This is a genomic window from Achromobacter seleniivolatilans, from assembly GCF_030864005.1.
Taxonomy (GTDB): domain Bacteria; phylum Pseudomonadota; class Gammaproteobacteria; order Burkholderiales; family Burkholderiaceae_B; genus Achromobacter; species Achromobacter seleniivolatilans.
Genome location: NZ_CP132976.1, coordinates 5806304 through 5826370, shown reverse-complemented (window position 1 = coordinate 5826370; position 20067 = coordinate 5806304). Strand labels below are relative to the sequence as shown.

At 62.1% G+C, this 20067-nt stretch carries 15 protein-coding genes; 8 read left to right on the top strand and 7 right to left on the bottom strand.

The window, feature by feature from the left end; translation table 11 throughout:
* Nucleotides 1-17: 17 nt before the first annotated feature.
* The 6 genes from RAS12_RS26395 to coq7 form a co-directional block, all read right to left on the bottom strand.
* Nucleotides 18-1160, bottom strand: coding sequence for a glycosyltransferase family 4 protein (locus RAS12_RS26395; protein WP_306942946.1), 1143 nt, complete (start codon nt 1158-1160; stop codon nt 18-20).
* Nucleotides 1161-2510 (bottom strand): murein biosynthesis integral membrane protein MurJ, encoded by a 1350-nt coding sequence (gene murJ, locus RAS12_RS26390; protein ID WP_306942944.1) that lies wholly within the window; start codon nt 2508-2510, stop codon nt 1161-1163.
* Between the two features lies 1 nt (nt 2511).
* Nucleotides 2512-3537 (bottom strand): SDR family oxidoreductase, encoded by a 1026-nt coding sequence (locus RAS12_RS26385; protein WP_306942942.1) that lies wholly within the window; start codon nt 3535-3537, stop codon nt 2512-2514.
* Between the two features lie 10 nt (nt 3538-3547).
* Nucleotides 3548-4825: a Vi polysaccharide biosynthesis UDP-N-acetylglucosamine C-6 dehydrogenase TviB gene (gene tviB / locus RAS12_RS26380; RefSeq protein WP_306942940.1), complete on the bottom strand. Its 1278-nt coding sequence runs from the start codon at nt 4823-4825 to the stop codon at nt 3548-3550.
* 94 nt (nt 4826-4919) lie between these two features.
* Entirely contained in the window at nt 4920-6026 is a 1107-nt protein-coding gene (locus tag RAS12_RS26375; protein ID WP_306942938.1) for an MraY family glycosyltransferase, read from the bottom strand.
* 779 nt (nt 6027-6805) lie between these two features.
* Complete coding sequence (gene coq7 / locus RAS12_RS26370) at nt 6806-7483, bottom strand: 2-polyprenyl-3-methyl-6-methoxy-1,4-benzoquinone monooxygenase (RefSeq protein ID WP_306942936.1); 678 nt, start codon at nt 7481-7483, stop codon at nt 6806-6808.
* A 121-nt stretch (nt 7484-7604) separates the two neighbouring features.
* Here coq7 and RAS12_RS26365 point away from each other — a divergent pair, with 121 nt between their 5' ends.
* From RAS12_RS26365 to RAS12_RS26350, 4 genes are all read left to right on the top strand, one after another.
* The gene (locus RAS12_RS26365; protein ID WP_306942933.1) at nt 7605-8048 is read left to right on the top strand and encodes an OsmC family protein; all 444 of its coding nucleotides are present in this window, start codon (nt 7605-7607) and stop codon (nt 8046-8048) included.
* Nucleotides 8049-8162: 114 nt separating this feature from the next.
* Entirely contained in the window at nt 8163-9134 is a 972-nt protein-coding gene (locus tag RAS12_RS26360) for a thymidylate synthase (protein ID WP_306942930.1), read from the top strand.
* Between the two features lie 415 nt (nt 9135-9549).
* The gene (locus RAS12_RS26355) at nt 9550-11613 is read left to right on the top strand and encodes a putative bifunctional diguanylate cyclase/phosphodiesterase (protein ID WP_306942928.1); all 2064 of its coding nucleotides are present in this window, start codon (nt 9550-9552) and stop codon (nt 11611-11613) included.
* Between the two features lie 113 nt (nt 11614-11726).
* Nucleotides 11727-12212 (top strand): dihydrofolate reductase, encoded by a 486-nt coding sequence (locus RAS12_RS26350; protein WP_306942926.1) that lies wholly within the window; start codon nt 11727-11729, stop codon nt 12210-12212.
* A 4-nt stretch (nt 12213-12216) separates the two neighbouring features.
* Here the strand turns inward: RAS12_RS26350 and RAS12_RS26345 are convergent, their stop codons facing one another.
* Nucleotides 12217-13635 carry an aminotransferase-like domain-containing protein gene (locus tag RAS12_RS26345; RefSeq protein WP_306942924.1) on the bottom strand — a complete coding sequence of 473 codons (1419 nt, stop codon included), beginning with the start codon at nt 13633-13635 and terminating at the stop codon, nt 12217-12219.
* A gap of 162 nt (nt 13636-13797) precedes the next feature.
* Between RAS12_RS26345 and aptA the strand changes: the two genes are divergently transcribed.
* The 4 genes from aptA (at nt 13798) to RAS12_RS26325 (ending at nt 20048) form a co-directional block, all read left to right on the top strand.
* Nucleotides 13798-15123: an omega-aminotransferase AptA gene (gene aptA, locus RAS12_RS26340; RefSeq protein ID WP_306942923.1), complete on the top strand. Its 1326-nt coding sequence runs from the start codon at nt 13798-13800 to the stop codon at nt 15121-15123.
* Between the two features lie 137 nt (nt 15124-15260).
* Nucleotides 15261-16754 (top strand): CoA-acylating methylmalonate-semialdehyde dehydrogenase, encoded by a 1494-nt coding sequence (locus tag RAS12_RS26335; RefSeq protein ID WP_306942921.1) that lies wholly within the window; start codon nt 15261-15263, stop codon nt 16752-16754.
* Nucleotides 16755-16892: 138 nt separating this feature from the next.
* Nucleotides 16893-18401 carry a M81 family metallopeptidase gene (locus RAS12_RS26330; protein ID WP_306942919.1) on the top strand — a complete coding sequence of 503 codons (1509 nt, stop codon included), beginning with the start codon at nt 16893-16895 and terminating at the stop codon, nt 18399-18401.
* Nucleotides 18402-18482: 81 nt separating this feature from the next.
* Complete coding sequence (locus RAS12_RS26325; RefSeq protein WP_306942917.1) at nt 18483-20048, top strand: ABC transporter substrate-binding protein; 1566 nt, start codon at nt 18483-18485, stop codon at nt 20046-20048.
* The last annotated feature ends 19 nt before the right edge of the window (nt 20049-20067 follow it).

The following is a 20067-nucleotide window of genomic DNA, read 5'->3' as shown; positions in this document are numbered from 1 at the left end:
CGGCATGCGGCGCGGGCCTATCGGCCCTGGGCACGCACACCGTCAAAAAGTTCTTGCCACTTTTGCAGCACGCGCGCAGCCGAAAAACGGTCGCGCACGTCGGTTGCCGCCTGCGCCATCCGCTGACGGCCGCTATCGTTTTCCATGACGGCGGCCATCGCCTTGCTCAAGGCAGACACATCGCCATTGGGCCGCACCAGCACACCGTCAATTCCCTCGCGCACGATTTCGCGCGGGCCTGTGTCGCAGTCAAAAGATACGGCGGCCAATCCGCTAGCCATGGATTCAAGCAAGGTGTTGGACAGCCCCTCGAAACGCGAGGTCAGCACATACAGATCGGCGCTTTGATACCAGTCGCCGACATTGCCGGCGCGGCCTGGCATCGATATACGTGACGCCAGCCCTGCCTGTTCCACCTGCGCTTCCAAGGCGGCGCGCTCGTTTCCTTCGCCCAGAATAACCAGATCCCAGCCGGGATGCGATTCAGCCAGCAACGCGTAGGCCTGAATCAGCAGGTCAAACCCCTTGTCTGCATGCAGACGGCCAACCGCCAACAAACGTTTGCGGCCATCACCGGATACCGGCGTCAAGATGGGTTCCGCGCGCGGCAACGGCCAGTGCACCGGGTTGGGGATAACAGCCAGGCGCGAACCAGGCACATGCTGTTCGATCCAATCAGCTGTGCCGCGGGTCAGCGCCACGACACGCGCGGCGCGGGGATAGGTAAGACGGCGCAAACGCTGCCACAAGCCCGACAGGGTCTGTGACGGCGGATGCGTATGCTCGGTCGCGATGACGCGGCAGGACAGGCCCGTGCAAGCCAGCACAGACAGCACGGACGCTGTCGTCATCATGCCCAGCACGATGTCGGGGCGAAACGCCTTGACCACCCGGCGCAAGGCGCGCACACGCTGCACATTGCTCCAGATGCCCCGCAAACCGCCGCCCTCTCCTGCCGTATGCAGCACTTCGCGGCGCACGTTCGGGTGCAACGCATAGACGTCGCCTTCGGCGCTGGCCTGCGTGACAACCATCACGTCGCGGCCCATACCAGCCCAATGCGCACTCAAGTCGGCCGCGACGCGTTCAGCGCCGCCACCATGCAGCGAATGGATAAACAGCAGGACACGCGGCGCTCGGCCGGACTCGGCTACGGACATTCAATCGGCCTCTTTGGGTTCCGCCTTGCGCAATGCCACCACCAGATAGCAGGCGAAAGACAACACATACATCAGGCTCGTTGCCAACATGATGCCGGCCGCGCCCATCTTAGGCGCCAGCACGGTATTCAACGCAGCCTTCAACGCAAAGTTGGCAACTGCGATGGCGGCCATGATGCGGTAGCGGTTCTGGCTGGCCAGCAATTGCACCAGAATCAGCACGCCAAAATAGAACGGCAATTGCAGCAGCCCCCAGCGCAGCACATGTGCGACGGCCTGCGTGTTTTCAGCAGTGAAGGCGCCGCGCTGGAACAGTACGGAAACGCCCCACGGCGCCAGCACCCAGCCAATCGCCACCGCCACGGCGCCGGCACCTACCATCAGTACCGACCATTTCAGCGCCATTGCCCGCGCGCGCGCGGTGTCGCCACGAGCCTGCACATCGGCCAGGACGGGCAATGCAGCACGCCCCACTGACACGGCGCCAATGCCCAGTATCAGGGACAGCAGCCGGCTGGCGTAGCCTAGCGTTGCGTTGGCATTTGCCCCCAGATTGGCGGCGGCGTATTGATCCAGCGGACCAACAAAACTCATCGCCACCTGGCCGATCAACATCACACCGGCCGCGCTCATCAATTCAGGCCAATGGGGCGATTGCAAGGTCAGGCGCGGTGCGCCCCAGAACCCGCCATCGGCCCGCGCTGCCAGCCATGCCAGCCAGACGGTCTGAATGGCATAACCTACCAGCGTGCCCCAAAGCAGCGGGCCCACGCCATCGGCACTGACGGCCAGCATGACCCAAGCCAGTGTCGCCACTGCGGGCACGCTATCGAGCAAGGTGTTGACGTGGCGCTCATGCGAACGCAGGCGCGCAGCGCTGATACCGGCAATCAGCAGCAATGCCGACACAGGAGCGAACGCAATGAGCAGGTCGCCCGTCATTTCGCGCACGCGAGCTGGCAACCCCTTGCCTAGCGCATCCACCACATACGGCCAGGCGAACCAGGTAATGATGGCCAGCGCGATACCCGCCGCAGCCACCCAGCCTTGCAGTTCCCGGATGAATTGGTCGCGTTCGACGTTGTCCGCGCGGCGCAGCCGCACCAGCACCGGAATCAAGACCACCGACAGCACGCCCACGATCGTGACCGGCAGCCATGTCGCCATGGTCATCGTGAACTGGTAGGCGTCCACGGCGTCGCTGACGCCATAGCGATACGCCACCGCCATCTCTTTGATGGCGCCTGCGGCCTTGCCCAACAACAAGAACACCGCCACCCGGAACGCGCCTTTGAAGATGCGCTGATGGTCCGGGTGGATGTTGCCGAGTTTTCGGATAAGCGCTTTCAAATCAACGCAGGAATTGCGTGTACCAGGGCATGGCTACTTCCAGGCCTTGCAGCACCGAATGCGTGGGCTCGTAGCCCAGCAGACGGCCAGCCTTGCTGACGTCTGCCTGCGAATGGCGCACATCGCCCGCGCGGAAATCGGCATAGACCGGTTTCTTGCCATAGTTCACGCTCTGGTTGCCCAGCGCTTGCACCAGGAAATCAAACAGTTCGTTCAAGGTGCTGCGGCCGCTGACGGCCACGTTGTAGACCTGATCGCGCGCTTCCGGCGGCGCCATCGCGGCCAGAATATTGGCCTGCACCGCGTTATCCACAAAGCAGAAGTCGCGGCTGGTTTCGCCGTCGCCATTGATGGTGACGTCCTGGCCCTGGATCATTGCGGCGGTCCACTTCGGGATCACGGCAGCATAGGCGCCGTCCGGGTCCTGACGCTTGCCGAACACGTTGAAGTAGCGCAGGCCGACGGTCTGGAAACCATACGACCTGGCAAACACGCTTGCATACAGCTCGTTTACGTACTTGGTCACGGCGTACGGCGACAAGGGATTGCCGATGTTCTCTTCAACCTTGGGCAACGCAGGATGGTCACCGTAAGTGGAACTGGAGGCCGCGTACACGAAGGACTTCACGCCAGCATCGCGCGCGGCAACCAGCATGTTCAGGTAACCACCGATATTCACGTCATTGGTGGTGATCGGATCTTGCAGCGAACGCGGCACCGAACCCAGCGCGGCCTGATGCAACACGAAATCCACGTCCTGCACTGCGCGCTGGCAAGCGTCCAGATCGCGGATATCGCCCTTTACGAAGGTGAAGCGTGCCCATTCTTCGGGCGACACCGATGCGCGCACTTCGTCCAGATTGCGTTGATAACCAGTGGAGAAATTATCCAGACCGGTGACGGACTGGCCCAACTTCAGAAGGGTTTCCAGCAGATTCGAACCGATGAAGCCGGCGCAGCCGGTCACGAGCCACTTACGCGGCTCGGCCGTCAGTTCCTGCTTGATAGCGTCAAAGCGAGTAGTCATATCGAAATCCTTACAGGCGCAGGTCGGACTCAGCGGACGACAGCACGTACTTCAAGTCGTACAGAATGTGTTGCGCCTTGCCCAGCTTGCGGATGCCTTCGGCACCCATGGCTTTGAACTGATTGTGAGCGACGGCCAGAATGACGGCGTCGTACTTGCCCTCTTCGGGTTTGGCGATCGGAGTCAGGCCGTATTCATGCACGGCTTCTTCCGCATCCACCCACGGGTCATAGACGTCCACATCAACGTTGTAGTCGCCCAGTTCACGAACGATGTCGACAATGCGCGTGTTGCGCAGATCAGGGCAGTTTTCCTTGAACGCCAGACCCATGACGAGGACGCGCGCGCCCTGAACATGGATGCGGCGCTTGGTCATCGCCTTGACCAGTTGCGACACGACATACCCGCCCATCGAGTCATTCAGGCGGCGGCCCGCCAGGATGATCTCGGGATGGTAGCCAATCGATTGCGCCTTGTGGGTCAGGTAATACGGGTCAACGCCAATGCAGTGACCGCCCACCAGGCCCGGACGGAACGGCAGGAAGTTCCACTTGGTGCCGGCGGCTTGCAGCACGGCTTCGGTATCGATGCCCATCTTGTTGAAGATCAGGGCCAGTTCATTGATCAGCGCGATGTTCACGTCGCGCTGCGTGTTCTCGATCACCTTGGCGGCTTCGGCGACCCGGATGCTGGACGCCTTGTGCGTGCCCGCGGTGATGATCTGCTTGTACAGCTGGTCGACCAGTTCAGCGATTTCGGGCGTGGAGCCGGAAGTGACCTTCTTGATCGTGCTGACGCGGTGATCCTTGTCGCCCGGGTTGATGCGTTCGGGGCTGTAGCCCGCGTAGAAGTCCACATTGAACTTCAGGCCGGACACACGTTCCAGCACCGGCACGCAATCTTCTTCGGTGGCGCCCGGGTAAACGGTGGACTCATAAATAACGATGTCGCCGCGCTTGAGCACCGCGCCAATCGTTTCGCTGGCCTTGACCAGCGGCGTCAGATCCGGCTGCTTGTATTCGTCGATGGGCGTGGGCACCGTCACGATGAACACATTGGCTTCGCCCAGTTCGGCGCGGTCAGCGGTGTAGGTCAGGTGTGCAGCTTCAGTGAGCTCGGCATCGCTGACTTCCAGCGTGTGGTCATGACCCGCGCGAAGCGCGTCAATACGGCGCGTATTGATATCGAAACCGATGACCGAGCGCTTCTTGCCGAACTCTACCGCCAGGGGCAGACCGACGTAGCCAAGGCCAACAACCGCAAGTTTGACATCTTGAATTCGCAACATAACTCTCCCTTCACCGTATAACGATTACGGCATTTAAATATGGTCGGGTGATAGATAACCGAGCCCCCGGCGGCTATCGCCGGGGCACTCAAAACTAATCGGAGGTTCGCAAGACGGATGGCAACAGAAGCCATCCCGGACGCCGCCAGGACACCAGCCTCGCATACAGCCAGATATAGACGCTGGCAAATACGACCAAGCTGGCGCTGAGCGCCCAAGGGTTGTCCCACCAGATGGTGGCGGGCACCAGACCGATCAGCGCCAGCACCCACATGTACGGTGAAGCCAGCGCATTGCACAGCGCCGGCACGGCATGACGCCGGCCGCGGCTGAACGTCACGCGCACCAGGCGGCGGAAGACCAGTTGGTGCAAGTGCAGGGCATCGGGCTGATCAACGGGTACGCCACGCTTGAAGCGGCGGCGCCAGATCGAAAAGCCCGTTTCAAATACGGGGTAGAACAACACGGCCAGGGCATAGAACGGCGACACCGACGGATTGCGCACCACCAGCAACACGGCCAATTCAGCCAGCATGAAGCCCAGGAAGTACGCGCCGCCATCGCCCAGGAAAACCCGGCCGAACGGAAAATTCCAGACCAGAAAACCCAGCGTTGCAGACGCCAGCGCAGCCGCCACCAGGAAAATCGGCACATCGCCGACTTGCAGCGCAACCAGGCTGATCGACACAGCCATCAGCGTCGCAACCATACCGGCCAGGCCATTCATGCCGTCAACGATGTTCAGGGCATGAGTACAGCCGCCCACCGCGAACATGGTGAACAACAGCGAAACGGGCCAGAACGACAACACATAATCCACCGGCGCCATACCGACGCGGCTGACACCGCCCAGCAACCACCAAGCAATTGCCGCTGATAGAAAGGCAGCCAGCAAACGCTTGCTGGCGCCAATGTCTTTGGTGATGTCTTCCAGCAAGCCAGCGACGAACACGGGCAAAGCGGCGACAAACAGCGCGGGCCACAGCCACGTCAGCGTCATGTTGCTGGGGCCAAGCACCAGCAGGCCAGCGAGCGTACCGGCGAGCACGGCCAATCCGCCGACGCGAGGCGTAGCGCGGGAATGGTTGGCTTGGGGTTTATTAAGGTCGCTATCGCCGGTGAAAGCGCCGTGCCAGCGCTCTGACGCAACGATGAGTCCCCCCACCGTGAACGCGACCACGCAGATATACAGCCAGGTCACAGCATCACCTCTGGTTGGTCTATCGAGACAAGCCCGCCATTATCGGAGGCAGGTGTAACGCCCATATATGGCAGGGATAAGGAAGTGCAATTCCCGGGCACAGAACGTAACGCGCGTGACCGGCCCGTGCATCCGCCGTGAGGCCGCTGATTTATAGGGGCTTGCGCAACAAAACCGCGGACGCGCGGATGCATAGGTTTCATGCGGTGATTGTAGAGCTTTCCGCCCTGGCGCACGCGAAATATCCAAGGGAAAACGCGAAGACCTCCATAGGGAGGATGCGAAGGGGAAATCGCAAATTAACCTGCTTTCCCCAACAAATGGGGACGGATTAATTTGACGTAAAAAAAAGCCCGAGATCGTAAGATCTCGGGCTAAATCCACCAAAGGAGGAGGGTGGAGGAGACAACCGTGGCATGTTGGGAGCTGGCCTTCTGCTCACTACGCATTCGGGGTTTTGCACCGCGCCGACTGCGTTTCAACATCCGATGAATGAATAGTACCGAGGTTTTTTGTGCGATGCAAGAATTTTTTTATCCTCTTTGACAGGGCTGAACTCTCGTTGCATTTTTGCCGCAAATTCTGCGCCGCCCCTCTGGAGACCCGCGCAAACACATGGCCTTGTCGAAAAAAGGGTTTTTGCCGAAGGGGTAAACCCACACGGGACTAACCCTAGAGCCCATCGGGTAATCCCACCCTATCAAATGCACCAAATCAGTGCGCAAAGCACCAAGATGCGGCCGATTTTGCGCACTGCAACATTTTTGCCGCCGAGCGCGTCAGATCCAATACGCGGTCTTGGTCATCACCTTGGACATCGCCCTCATGGCCGTCTTTACAGGGCCGGGCAACGGTACGCCCCCTGCCCGCTCGGCGCTGGCGCGGTGCTCGGCTTCGTCGTCTTTCATCTTCCGCACGATCTGACGTGACCGTTCGTCCTGCACCGGTAAGGTGCGTAGATGTTCTTCCAGATGGGCTTCAACTTGCCGCTCGGTCTCGGCCATGAACCCCAGATTGCGAGGAACACCCGCATAGCTGGCCAATACGCCCAACGCGAAAGATCCCGCGTACCAGACCGGATTCAGCAAACTAGGGCGGCTGCCCAGTTCGGTCAAACGTTCGTTGCACCAGACCAGATGGTCGACTTCCTCGGAAGCAGCGTTCAACAACAGCGCGCGCGGAGCGGGTTCACGGCAGACCGACGCTTGGCCGCGATACAGCGCCTGCGCGCAGATCTCACCCACATGGTTGACACGCATCAGCCCCGCAGCATGGCGTTTTTCCTGTAAGGACAGAGCATCCGGCGCTTCCTGGACGGTTGCCGGATAGGGCCGGCCAGCAGTGGCGCTGCCGGACAAGACCCTTAGCGCGCGGTCCGCTTCGGCCAGCAAGGCATCCAAGGGATTTGCGCGGCGCAGAAAAGAAACGGGGCCGGATTGAGACAGGGCGGTGGACATGGACTACTCCTCGACAAGACTGGCGCACACACCCCTAATGCGGGGCGGGGCTCTCGTGCCTGGAATTGTACGCAACAGGTATCATCGATTATTGACTGCGCTCAAGCTCAAGGACACACGAATGGAATGCACGATCGACTGGGGCGGCCCCAACGGCATGCTCTTCACGGCAAGCACGGGTAGCGGCCACGTGGCCGTCATGGATGGCGCCGTTGACGGCGGCGGACACAATCTGGCTCCCCGCCCGATGGAAATGCTGCTGGCCGGCACTGGCGGTTGCACCGCCTATGACGTGGTGCTGATTCTGAAGCGCGGCCGCCATGCGGTCACCGGTTGCAGCGTCAAGCTGCACGCCGATCGCGCCGATGCAGACCCCAAGGTCTTTACGCGTATCCACTTCGCCTTCACGGTCACGGGCCGCAACCTGCCGCAGGCTGCGGTGGAACGCGCCGTACAGCTATCGCACGAGAAATACTGCTCGGCGTCGGCCATGCTGGAGAAAACCGCGGCACTGACTTTCTCGGTCGAGATCGTTGATACGCAAGAAGCGCCGCCCGCCGCCTGAGCCGCGCTCAGCGTGGTGTAATTCAGCTAATCCCTATCTTCTATAAGCGCCGCCGCGACCTGACGCGGCGGCCAGTTTGCGTCACCCGCGGGGCGGGCGAACACAAGGACCGCCATGAAACAATACCTGGACCTCGTTCAATCCATCCTGGACACCGGCGCGTGGCAGGAAAACCGGACGGGCATACGCACCCTCAGCATGCCGGGCGCTTCGCTGCGCTTTGACCTGCAAAAGGGTTTCCCGGCCGTCACCACCAAAAAGCTGGCGTTCAAGTCAGCCATTGGCGAAATGGTGGGTTTCATGCGCGCCTCGCGCAGTGCTGCCGAGTTCCGCGAACTGGGTTGCAAGGTCTGGGACCAGAACGCGAACGAAAACAGCCAGTGGCTGGCGAATCCGTACCGCGAAGGGCCAGACGATCTGGGCCCGGTGTACGGCGTCCAATGGCGTCAATGGCCGGCGTACAAGATGCTGGACGCCAGCCGCCCGGCGCAGATCGCCGACGCGCTGGCGCGCGGCTATGCCCAGGTGGCCGAGCTGGAAGAAGGCGGCGTGCCGAAGGTGCTGATGTACAAGGCAGTGGATCAATTGCGCCAGTGCCTGGACACCATCCACGAACGTCCGGGCGATCGCCGTATCCTGTTCCATGGCTGGAATTGGGCCCAGATTGAAGAAATGGCCTTGCCGCCTTGCCATCTGCTCTATCAGTTCCTGCCGAATGCGACCACCCGCGAAATCTCGCTTTGCCTGTACATCCGTTCCAATGATGTGGGTCTGGGCACGCCGTTCAATCTGACCGAAGGCGCGGCGCTGCTGCATCTGGTGGGCCGGCTGACCGGCTATACCCCGCGCTGGTTCACGTACTTCATTGGCGACGCGCACATTTACGAAAACCACCTGCCGATGTTGCGTGAGCAACTGACCCGCGAGCCCTACGAGTCGCCCAAGCTGGTGCTGTCCGACCGCATCCCAGACTTCGCTGTGACAGGCCGGTACGAGCCCGAGTGGCTGGAAAAAGTGGAGCCCAGCGATTTCTCTCTGTCTGGCTACACCCATCACGCGCCGCTGACGGCGGCCATGGCCGTGTAAGGCCGCCCCGGGCGCGGCAACCCGGGATGCCATCCAAACACCCACCATCAGCGGCAGTTGACCGCGGATTTTTCATGCTCGCCGGGCGCAAGTGAAGATTGGTGAGCATCTTGGGGCGCGATTTCGGTATAACCCATCCCTTAGCCGTGGACGCGCGTCCAGCAATTCTCGCGCCCCTAGGCTTCCGACCGGCCCATGCCGCGCCGCGCCTGTCGCTCGCAATGAGACCAGGCAGCCCGCCGGTAGCGCCGAACGCAAGCGTTGTTCAACGCCCTTCATCCCGACTAGAGAGTATGTGCATCGCCAGCATCGACAGCAGGATTTGCCTTGCGATCGAAATGCAACTGTTGACTACTAATTGAATTGATTTGAGGCCGGCGCGAGAGCGGTTTGCGCTAAGGACAGGACCCCACAAATGCTCGTTGGAACTTATAACCCTTCGCTCGTCCTCGTATCTTTAGGGGTCGCCATCCTGGCGTCGTATACGGCGTTGGGTATGGCCAATCGTGTCCGGGCCGCCAACGGGCTGCCAGCCGCGCGGTATTGGCTGACGGGCGGTGCCGTCGCCATGGGCATCGGTATCTGGTCCATGCACTTTGTGGGGATGCTGGCCTTCAGCCTGCCGATCGCAATGGGCTATGACCTGGCGCTGACCATCCTGTCGCTGGGTATCGCCATCGGCTGCTCGGCCTTCGCGCTTTGGATCGTCTGCAAGGACGAACTTCCGTGGGGCAGACTGGTCTGCGGCGCCTTGCTGATGGGCGCAGGCATCGCTGCCATGCACTATCTGGGCATGGCAGCGATGCGCATGTCGCCCGGCATCATCTACGACACCAAGTGGTTTGCCCTGTCCATCCTGATCGCCGTCGCCGCGTCGGGGGCCGCGCTGTGGATCACCTACCGTTTGCGCCACGATGGGCCCCGGGTGGCGCTATCGCGGCCGCTCGCGTCGGTCGTCATGGGCATTGCCATCGTGGGCATGCACTACACGGGCATGGAAGCAGCGAGCTTTCCGTACGGCAGCATCTGCATGGCGGCCGATGTCGGTATCTCGGCGGGTTGGCTGGCCATCGCCGTCACCGCTGTCACCCTGAGCGTGCTGGCCATTGCCCTTGTTGTAGCCGTGCTGGACAACCGCCTGGAAGCGCGCACCTCGGCGCTGGCCTCGTCCTTGGCGGAGGCCAACGAAGAACTGGTCCAGCTGGCGCTGCACGACACCCTGACCAAACTGCCCAACCGCATCCTGCTTGAAGACCGGATGGAGCAAGCGATCGAAGGCGCCAGCCGCCGCAAAGGCTATTTCGCGGTGCTGTTCTTCGACCTGGACGGTTTCAAGGCAGTCAACGATGCCTATGGCCATCACACAGGCGACGCCCTGCTGATCGATCTGGCCCAACGCATCCGCCAGACGCTGCGCACGCAGGACACCGTGGCGCGCCTGGGCGGCGATGAGTTCATTGTGCTGAGCGAAGTGATAGAACCCACCGACGCGGCCAACGTCGCGGATCGCCTGATCGAAGCCATCGCGCGCCCAGTCATGGTGTACGGACATGAAGTACTGGTGACGTCCAGCGTGGGCATTGCCATTTACCCGAACGATGGGGAAGACACCCATTCGCTGCTGACCAACGCCGACGCCGCCATGTACCACGCCAAGCGCCTGGGCGGCACCGGCTACAGCTTCTTCGAACCGTCCATGAATGCGGATGCGCACGAACAGATCGAACTGCTGCATGACCTGCGGCTGGCGCAAGAGCGCGACCAGTTCGTGTTGCACTATCAACCCAAGTACGAAGCGCCCGCCGGCCCCATCATGGGCGCCGAAGCCTTGCTGCGCTGGAATCATCCGACTCGCGGCCTGGTCGGGCCGGATCAATTCATCCCCACGGCAGAAAAAACGGGCTTGATTCTTCCCATAGGGGAATGGGTCATCAACGAAGCCTGCCGCCAGATGCGCGAATGGATCAATGCCGGGCAAGGGCACTGGACGATCGCCGTCAATATTTCGGCGCTGCAATTCGCCCATGCCAGCTTGGTTGAAACCGTGCGCTCGGCCTTGGCGCGCCATGATGTGCCGCCCGCATGCCTGACGCTGGAAGTGACGGAATCAACCGCCATGCGCGATGCCGAAGCCAGCCTGGCCGTGCTCAAGCGCCTGTCGGGCCTGGGCGTGACAATCTCCATCGATGACTTTGGAACCGGCTATTCCAGCCTGTTGTATCTGAAACGTCTGCCAGCGACCGAACTGAAAATCGACCGCGGTTTTGTGAATCAGCTGGAAAACGACAACGAAGACGCAGCGATCGTATCGGCCATCGTTGCGCTGGCGCAGCAACTGAATCTGCGCATCGTGGCCGAAGGGGTGGAAACGGCCGCGCAGCAGAAATTCCTGACTGGACTGGGCTGCGATTCGTTGCAGGGTTTCCTTCTTGGCCGCCCCATGCCAGCCACCGAATTCCTGGAACACGCGACGGGTTGATCCCCAGGGCCGCCCTGGCCCGCGCTTGAATTTGCTACGATTTCGCCGTCTGACACGCCCCGTCGCGGCCAAATCGCGGCGCTACCCCGCCGCTCCTACCGTAGCCCATCCGCATGCCCGCCAGCCTTACCCTGATCGTTGCCTATTCCACCAATCGCGTCATTGGACGCGACAACGCCCTGCCCTGGAAGCTTCCGGGCGACCTGGCGCATTTCAAACGCAGCACGCTTGGCCACCCCATCATCATGGGCCGCAAGACCTGGGATTCTCTGGGACGCCCCCTGCCCGGCCGCAGCAATATCGTGATCAGCCGCAATCCGGACTTCCATGCTGCCGGCGCGATCCTTGCTCCTACGCTGGAAGCCGCCATCGCAGCCTGCGGCGATGTAGAACACGCCTATGTGATCGGCGGCGCGCAGATTTATGCGCAGGCCCTGCCCCTGGCGCGCCGCGTGCTGGCAACCGAAGTCCACGCCCAGGTCGATGGCGACGCCTTTTTCCCGCTGTTGCCCGCCTTCGAGTGGAAGGAAACTGCGCGCGAATCGCAAGCCGCTGAAAACGGCTACGAGTACGACTTCGTTACCTACGAACGCGCCTGAAGTATCAGGCGGCGCCCGCATTGCGCATAAAGCGCCATAACGCGGGCGCCTCGGAATACGCCACGTTAAAGCGTACCCAGGGGGTGTCGGCTTCGTCCGCCTCAAAATAAGAGCCCGGCGCGAGCCAGATACCGTCCTTCAACGCCAGTTCGGCCAGACCGTTGGCGCCGCGTTCGCGCCAGCTGCCAGCCACCTTGGCCCACAGGAACAAGCCGCCTTGCGGCCGTCCATAGATCTCGAACCCGTGTTCGCCCATCAGCCGGGCCACGCCCGCATGCGCCTCGGCCAGCCGCTCGCGGGTGCGTGCTATATGCGCGCGGTACCGGCCTTCGCGGATAACCTGATGCACGATGCGCTCCATGATCTCGGGCGAGGTCAATCCCACCGCCATCTTGGTCCGCGCAATATCGCGCGTCAGATCTCGATGCGCCACGACATAACCGACTCGCACTGACGGGCTGATCACCTTGGAGTATCCGCCCAGATAGACGACGCGCCGCCCGCCGTCCAGCGCGGCAAGAATCGGCGTCACGCCAGGCGCGAGCTCGCGTGAAATATCGTCTTCGATCACCCACAAGCCATGGCGTTCAGCGACTTGCAGAATGCGGAATGCATTGGCCATGCTGATGCTGGCGCCCGAAGGGTTCTGCAAGGCGGTATTGATGAATAGCGCACTGGGCCTGTGCTGGGCCGCCACACGCTCCAGCGCATCGCAATCCAGACCTTCAACGGTCCGCGGCACCGGCACCACTCGCAAACCCGCCAGGCGCAGCATTTGCAGCAGGTTGGCGTAGGCGGGCTGCTCAACGACCACCGTGTCACCGGGACGCAGCAAGGTGCGGATCACCATATCCAGCCCGTGCGTCACGCCCTGGGTCAGCAGCACCTGCGAAACATCCACCTCCATCCCCTGGGCGCTAAGGCTGGCCGCGATCGTTTCGCGCAGGGGCGCATAACCGTAGGGATGGCCGTAATTGGCGATGCGCATGGCCGGCACCCGGCCCATGTGGCGCAACGCCACATGCAGCCCTTCTTCGTTCAACCATTCCCCTGGCAGCCAGCCGCACCCGGACTTGATGGGAATGGAGTGGTCCGCAAAGATATCCGACAGCAGCCAACCGGCATTCAGTCGGGGCGGCTCCCAGGATAGCGGCTCACCCCGGCGCGCAGGCGCGTCAGGGTGAGCCACCCGATACCCCGCGCCCGGACGCGCCGCCAGCCACCCCAGCGATACCAACCGGCTGTAAGCGCTGGCCACGGTGAACGTGCTGACGCCGTACTGGCGCGCGAAGTCGCGCACCGAGGGTAGGGACATACCCGGACGCAGTGTCTGTTCTTCAATGGCGCGCAGAATCGCCGCCACCAGTTGCTCGACCAGAGTGGGCGCTAGCCCGCGAGCGCGGTTGGGCTGGAAATCAATCACGGAGATAACTGTACAGTTGTGCTGCCCTCGACTATACAGTTAGCCGCATTTGCGCAGATCGTATATTTTCATTCCCTTCAGGACGTACCAGAATCGTTTGCATCCCGCCGGCTGCGCCCTTTGCATGCAGACTCCGGCGGTTGTCCTTCCCCTGGAGCCGCCATGAATGCCCCCGCCGAGTTGCCCGATCTGTCCCATCTCTGGATGCCCTTTACTGCCAACAAACAGTTCAAGGCCCATCCGCGCATGTTGGCAACGGCCAAAGGCATGTACTACACCTCGGCCGATGGCCGTCAGATCCTGGACGGCACCGCCGGCCTGTGGTGCGTCAACGCCGGCCACGGCCGCCAGGAAATCGTCGACGCGATTTCCCGCCAGGCCGGCATCATGGATTACGCCCCGGGTTTCCAGCTGGGCCACCCGCTGGCCTTCGAAGCCGCCACGGCTGTGGCCGGCCTGATGCCCCAAGGGTTGGACCGCGTCTTCTTCACGAACTCCGGTTCCGAGTCGGTCGACACATCCTTGAAGATCGCCCTGGCCTATCACCGCGCCCGTGGCGAAGGCCAGCGCACCCGCCTGATCGGCCGTGAGCGCGGCTACCACGGCGTGGGTTTTGGCGGGATCTCGGTCGGCGGCATCTCGACTAACCGCAAGACCTTCTCCGGCGCGCTGCTGCCCTCGGTGGATCATCTGCCGCACACGCACAACCTGGAACAAAACGCCTATTCCAAGGGCCAGCCCGCCTGGGGCGCCAATCTGGCTGAAGAGCTGGAACGCATCGTTGCCCTGCACGACGCGTCCACCATCGCCGCCGTCATCGTCGAGCCCATGGCGGGCTCAACCGGTGTGCTGATTCCGCCCAAGGGTTATCTGGAAAAGCTGCGCGAGATCACGTCCAAGCACGGCATCCTGCTGATTTTTGATGAAGTCATCACCGCCTACGGCCGCCTGGGCGCCGCTACCGCGTCCGAATTCTTTGGCGTCACGCCGGACATCATCGCGATGGCCAAGGGCGTCAGCAACGCTGCCGTGCCCGCAGGCGCGGTCGCCGTCAAACGTGAAGTTCACGACGCGATCGTGAACGGCCCCGCCGGCGGCATCGAATTCTTCCACGGTTACACCTATTCGGCGCACCCGCTTGCCGCCGCTGCCATTCTGGCCACGCTGGACATCTATCGCCGCGACGACCTGTTTGGCCGCGCACGCAAGCTGTCTGGCGCCTTCCAGGAAGCCGCGCACAGCCTGAAGGGCGCACCGCACGTCATCGACGTGCGCAACCTGGGCCTGGTGTCCGGCATCGAGCTGGCGCCGCGTGCAGGCGCTCCTGGCGCGCGCGCCTCGGAAGTCTTCCAGAAATGCTTCGATAGCGGTCTGATGGTGCGCTATACGGGTGACATCATCGCCGTGTCGCCCCCGTTAATCATCGAAGAAGCCCAGATCGGCCAGATTTTTGAACAGATCGGCAAGGTGCTGAAAGAGGTAGCCTAGTTTCGCTCCGCTACGCGGGCCAGCCGCAAGGCGGGGTTCAGCCCCCGCCGCGGCCGCCGCGAGCATTGACCCAGTCTACGGGCGGCCGATGGCCGCCCTAGGACGTTTTTGACGAATCCCGCTTCGAGCCTCCATCCATGAAGAAGATCCCCCATTTCATCAACGGCCAGCAATACGACGGCCGCAGCAGCCGCTACGCCGACGGCTTCAACCCCGCCACGGGCGAGATTTGCTCGTCCATCCCGCTGGCCTCTACCGAAGACGTGGCGCTGGCCGTGGCCTCGGCCAAGGCGGCTTACCCGGCATGGTCTGAAACCCCGGCGCTCAAGCGCGCACGCATCCTGTTCAACTTCAAGGCGCTTCTGGACAAACACCAGGACGAACTTGCCGAACTGATCACCCGCGAACATGGCAAGGTCTTCTCCGACGCCAAGGGTGAAGTCATGCGCGGGATCGAAATCGTGGAATTTGCCTGCGGCATTCCGCAACTGCTGAAGGGCCAGTATTCGGACCAGATCGGCGGCGGCATTGATAACTGGAGCATGCGCCAATCGTTGGGCGTCGTGGCGGGTATCACTCCGTTCAACTTCCCGATGATGGTGCCGTGCTGGATGTTCCCGGTGGCGATTGCCTGCGGCAACACCTTCGTGCTCAAGCCCTCGGAACGCGACCCCTCCGCGTCCCTGCGCCTGGCCGAACTGCTGACCGAAGCCGGCCTGCCTCCCGGCGTGTTCAACGTCCTGCATGGCGACAAGCTGGCCGTGGACGCGCTGATCAGCCATCCCGACGTCGAAGCCTTGTCGTTCGTGGGTTCGACTCCCATTGCGGAATACATCTATTCCGAAGGCACCAAGCGCGGCAAGCGCGTGCAAGCATTGGGCGGCGCCAAGAACCATCTGGTCGTCATGCCCGATGCCGACCTGGACCAAGTGACCGATGCACTGATGGGCGCGGCCTACGGCTCCGCCGGCGAACGCTGCATGGCCATTTCGGTGGCCGTGGCGGTCGGCGATATTGCCGACAAAGTGGTCGAACGCCTGATTCCCCGCGTCAAGGCGCTGGTGGTCAAGGACGGCATGCAAGCGGATGCCGAAATGGGCCCGCTCGTCACCGCGCAGCATCGCAACAAGGTCAAGGGCTATATCGAAGACGGCATCGCATCTGGCGCCGATCTGCTGGTGGACGGCCGCAACCTGACCGTGCCCGGCAACGAAAAAGGCTTCTTCATGGGCGGCACGTTGTTCGACAACGTGAAGCCCGCGATGAACATCTACCGCGAAGAGATTTTTGGACCGGTGCTGTGCATTGTGCGCGTGCCCGACTTCGCCAGCGCAGTCGAATTGATCAACGCGCATGAGTTCGGCAATGGCGTGGCTTGCTTTACGTCGGATGGCGGCGTGGCGCGCGCTTTTGCCCGCCAGATCAAAGTGGGCATGGTTGGCATCAACGTGCCGATCCCGGTGCCCATGGCCTGGCACTCCTTTGGCGGCTGGAAACGCTCGTTGTTCGGCGACCACCACGCCTATGGCGAAGAAGGCATCCGCTTCTATTCCCGCTACAAGAGCGTGATGCAGCGCTGGCCTGACAGCATTGCCAAGGGCGCGGAATTCACCATGCCGGTCGCAAAGTAAGCCAGACGCCCTGGCACACTTTTAGCGCATGAATACTTCAAGAAGGACGCATTACCCCGCTTGAGCACAGGGCGCGGCAGTTGCCGCGCCCGCCCAGCATGACGACACAGCGACATCACACATAACAAGGGAATCCCGATGCGCATCGGTATTGGCGGCTTTCAGCACGAAACCAACACGTTTGCGCCCTCGCGCGCGACGTGGGAAGACTTTGCAGAGAAAGGCGGAGGATGGCCGAAGCTGGTCAGCGGCCCCGCCCTGTTCCAAGCAGTCGCAGGCGCAAACATACCGGTGGCGGGCTTCATTGAAGCCATGGCGCAGCACACGCTGGTGCCTACGACCTGGGCTGCGGCCAGCCCTTCCGGACTCGTCACCAAAGACGCCTTTGAACGCATCACTGCGATGATCCTGCAAGGGCTGTCAGAAGCATTGCCGCTGGATGGGGTCTATCTGGATCTGCATGGGGCGATGGTCACCGAGCATCTGGATGACGGTGAAGGTGAATTGCTCAAGCGTGTCCGTGCGCTGGTGGGGCCTGATGTCCCCGTCGTAGCCAGCCTGGACCTGCACGCCAACGTGACCCGCGCCATGGTGCGCCATGCCGACGCCCTGGTCTGTTACCGCACCTATCCGCATATCGACATGGCCGAAACGGGCCAGCGCGCAGCCTCCTTGTTATCGCTGCGGCTGGCAGGCATGCCGCGTCCCTTTTCAGCGCTGCGCGATCTGCCCTACCTGATCTCGCTGTGCTGGCAATCGACCGACATTGAACCGTCGCGCAGCCTATACCAGCAGGTAGGCGATATTGAGGCGCGCGGCGCCACCAGCCTGTCTTTCGCCACGGGTTTTCCGGCGGCGGACTTTCCGGAATGCGCGCCCACAGTATGGGCGTATGGCGCAAGCCAGGCCGAGGCCGATGCCGCCGCTGACGAAATGAAACGCGCGGTACTGAACGCGGAGCGCGATTTTGGCGGCACGCTCTACACACCCGACCAGGCAGTCCAGGAAGCGATGCGGCTGGCGCGGGACGCGCATAAACCTATTGTCATCGCCGACGCCCAGGACAACCCCGGCGCGGGCGGCAGTTCCGACACCACCGGCGTGCTGCGCGCACTGATCCGGCACGATGCGCGCGACACCGCAATCGGTCTGATTGTGGACCCCGCAGCGGCCCTGGCCGCGCATCGCGCGGGAGTGGGAAACAAGGTACGGATTGCACTGGGTGGACACTCGGGTATTCCCGACGACGAACCGCTTGAAACCGAATTCATCGTTGAGAAAACGTCGGATGGCCGCTTTGATACGCACGGGGCGTTTTATCGCGGATTTCACATGGATCTGGGTCCAAGCGCCTGCCTGCGCATCGGCGGCGTACGCATCATCGTCGCCTCTAACAAGGTGCAGATGGCGGACCAGGAAATGTTCCGCTTTGCAGGCGTCGAACCCAAGCGCGCCGCGATTCTCGTGGTAAAGAGCTCCGCGCACTTTCGCGCTGATTTCACACCGATTGCGCAGACGATCCTGGTTTGCGCCGCCCCTGGCTCGATGCTGATGGATGCGGCAAAACAACCATGGACACGGTTGCGTCCCGGCATCAGAATGGCGCCTTGCGGACCGGCGTTTTCCGGCCGGCCCGCGATCGCCTGACCCTCGCACGCCGCCCTTGCGCGGCGCGTTAACGACGTAGCGGCCAATAGCGCCGCTCACTACGAATCAAGGGGAAATTCCATGCTCAAGTTTGTCCGAGCGGCCGCATTGGCCGGTGCAACCCTGATGATGGCTCATGGCGCTTATGCCGAGACCGTCATCAAGTCGGTCATGCACTCGCCGCTGCGCCTGACCGATCCGCACGCCACCACCGCGTACATCACGACGTGGCACGGCTACATGATCTACGACACGTTGCTGGCCACCGACGCCGACAACAAGATCCAGCCGCAGATGCTTGAGAAATGGGAGGTCTCGCCCGATGGCAAGACCTACACGATGACATTGCGCGCGGGCCAGAAATGGCATGACGGCAAACCCGTGACTTCGGAAGACTGCGTGGCATCGATCAAGCGCTGGGCTGCCGGTGACGGCATGGGCCGCACGCTGCTCAAGTTCACGGACAAGATTGAAGTCATCGACGACAACAGCTTTCGCATCGTCATGAAAGAACCCACGGACCTGGCGCTGCGCGCTCTGTCCAAGCCCACCGGCACGGCGCCCTTCATGATGCCCAAGCGCATCGCGGAACAAGCCATTGGCCAGCCCATCACCGACATGACCGGTTCCGGCCCGTTCAAAGTCATCGAGTTCAAACCGGGCGTGAAGACCGTCTACGCCAAGAACGCCGACTACGTGCCGCGCAAGGAACCCGCAAGCGGCCTGGCCGGCGGCAAGGTCGTCAACGTGGACAAGGTCGAGTGGGACGTCATGCCGGATGCGCTGACAACCGCCAACGCGCTGCTGGGCGGCGAGATCGATTTCGTCGAACAGTTCCCGTATGACCTGCTGCCGATGATCGAAGGCAATAAGGACTTGAAGGAAGAGTCGTTAAGCCCGGTCGGCTATTTCACGATGTACCGCTTTAACTTCAAGTATCCGCCGTTCAACAACAAGAAAATCCGTCAGGCCGCGATGTACGCCATCGGTCAGGAAGACGTGATGAAGGCGTTGGTGGGCAATCCCAAGTACTGGAAGACCTGCGCCTCGCTGTGGGGCTGCGGCACGCCGTTCGAAAGCGATATCGGCAAGGACATCGTGGTCCCGTCGAACATCGAGAAGGCCAAGGCGCTGCTGAAGGAAGCCGGTTACGACAACACCCCCATCCTGGTCATGCACGCGACCGACGTGGGCACGCTGTCGGCGCAACCTGTTGTGATGGCCCAGGCGCTGCGCAAGGCGGGCTTTAACGTCAACCTGGCCGCGATGGACTGGCAAAGCGTGGCCACGCGCCGCGCATCCAAGGCAGCCCCCGCAGAAGGCGGCTGGAACATTCACAACACCAACTGGTACGCCACCGACGTCATGGACCCCGTTCGCTCGGCGCCTGCCGCGGCCAATGGCGACAACGCCTGGTTCGGCTGGCCTGACTTCCCGCAAGTCGAAGAACTGCGCACCAAGTTCGCGCTGACTTCCGACCCGGCGGAACAAAAGAAGATTGCCGACGAATTGCAGCGTATCGGCATCGACGAGGGTCTGTACGTGCCGCTGGGCCAGATGTCCGTGCCCACGGTGTACTCGACCAAGCTCTCCGGCCTGGTGCATGCACCGGTCTTTGCGTTCTGGAACGTCAAGAAAGCCCCTTAAAGGGCTGGTAGTTCAGGGG

Bases quoted from the DNA above. Each gene is read 5' to 3' on its own strand.
- coq7 (WP_306942936.1), bottom strand. From the start codon at position 7,483: ATGTCCACCGCCCTGTCTCAATCCGGCCCCGTTTCTTTTCTGCGCCGC.
- RAS12_RS26335 (WP_306942921.1), top strand. From the start codon at position 15,261: ATGAAGAAGATCCCCCATTTCATCAACGGCCAGCAATACGACGGCCGC.
- RAS12_RS26365 (WP_306942933.1), top strand. From the start codon at position 7,605: ATGGAATGCACGATCGACTGGGGCGGCCCCAACGGCATGCTCTTCACG.
- RAS12_RS26395 (WP_306942946.1), bottom strand. From the start codon at position 1,160: ATGTCCGTAGCCGAGTCCGGCCGAGCGCCGCGTGTCCTGCTGTTTATC.
- tviB (WP_306942940.1), bottom strand. From the start codon at position 4,825: ATGTTGCGAATTCAAGATGTCAAACTTGCGGTTGTTGGCCTTGGCTAC.
- RAS12_RS26330 (WP_306942919.1), top strand. From the start codon at position 16,893: ATGCGCATCGGTATTGGCGGCTTTCAGCACGAAACCAACACGTTTGCG.
- RAS12_RS26350 (WP_306942926.1), top strand. From the start codon at position 11,727: ATGCCCGCCAGCCTTACCCTGATCGTTGCCTATTCCACCAATCGCGTC.
- aptA (WP_306942923.1), top strand. From the start codon at position 13,798: ATGAATGCCCCCGCCGAGTTGCCCGATCTGTCCCATCTCTGGATGCCC.
- RAS12_RS26385 (WP_306942942.1), bottom strand. From the start codon at position 3,537: ATGACTACTCGCTTTGACGCTATCAAGCAGGAACTGACGGCCGAGCCG.
- RAS12_RS26355 (WP_306942928.1), top strand. From the start codon at position 9,550: ATGCTCGTTGGAACTTATAACCCTTCGCTCGTCCTCGTATCTTTAGGG.
- RAS12_RS26360 (WP_306942930.1), top strand. From the start codon at position 8,163: ATGAAACAATACCTGGACCTCGTTCAATCCATCCTGGACACCGGCGCG.
- RAS12_RS26325 (WP_306942917.1), top strand. From the start codon at position 18,483: ATGCTCAAGTTTGTCCGAGCGGCCGCATTGGCCGGTGCAACCCTGATG.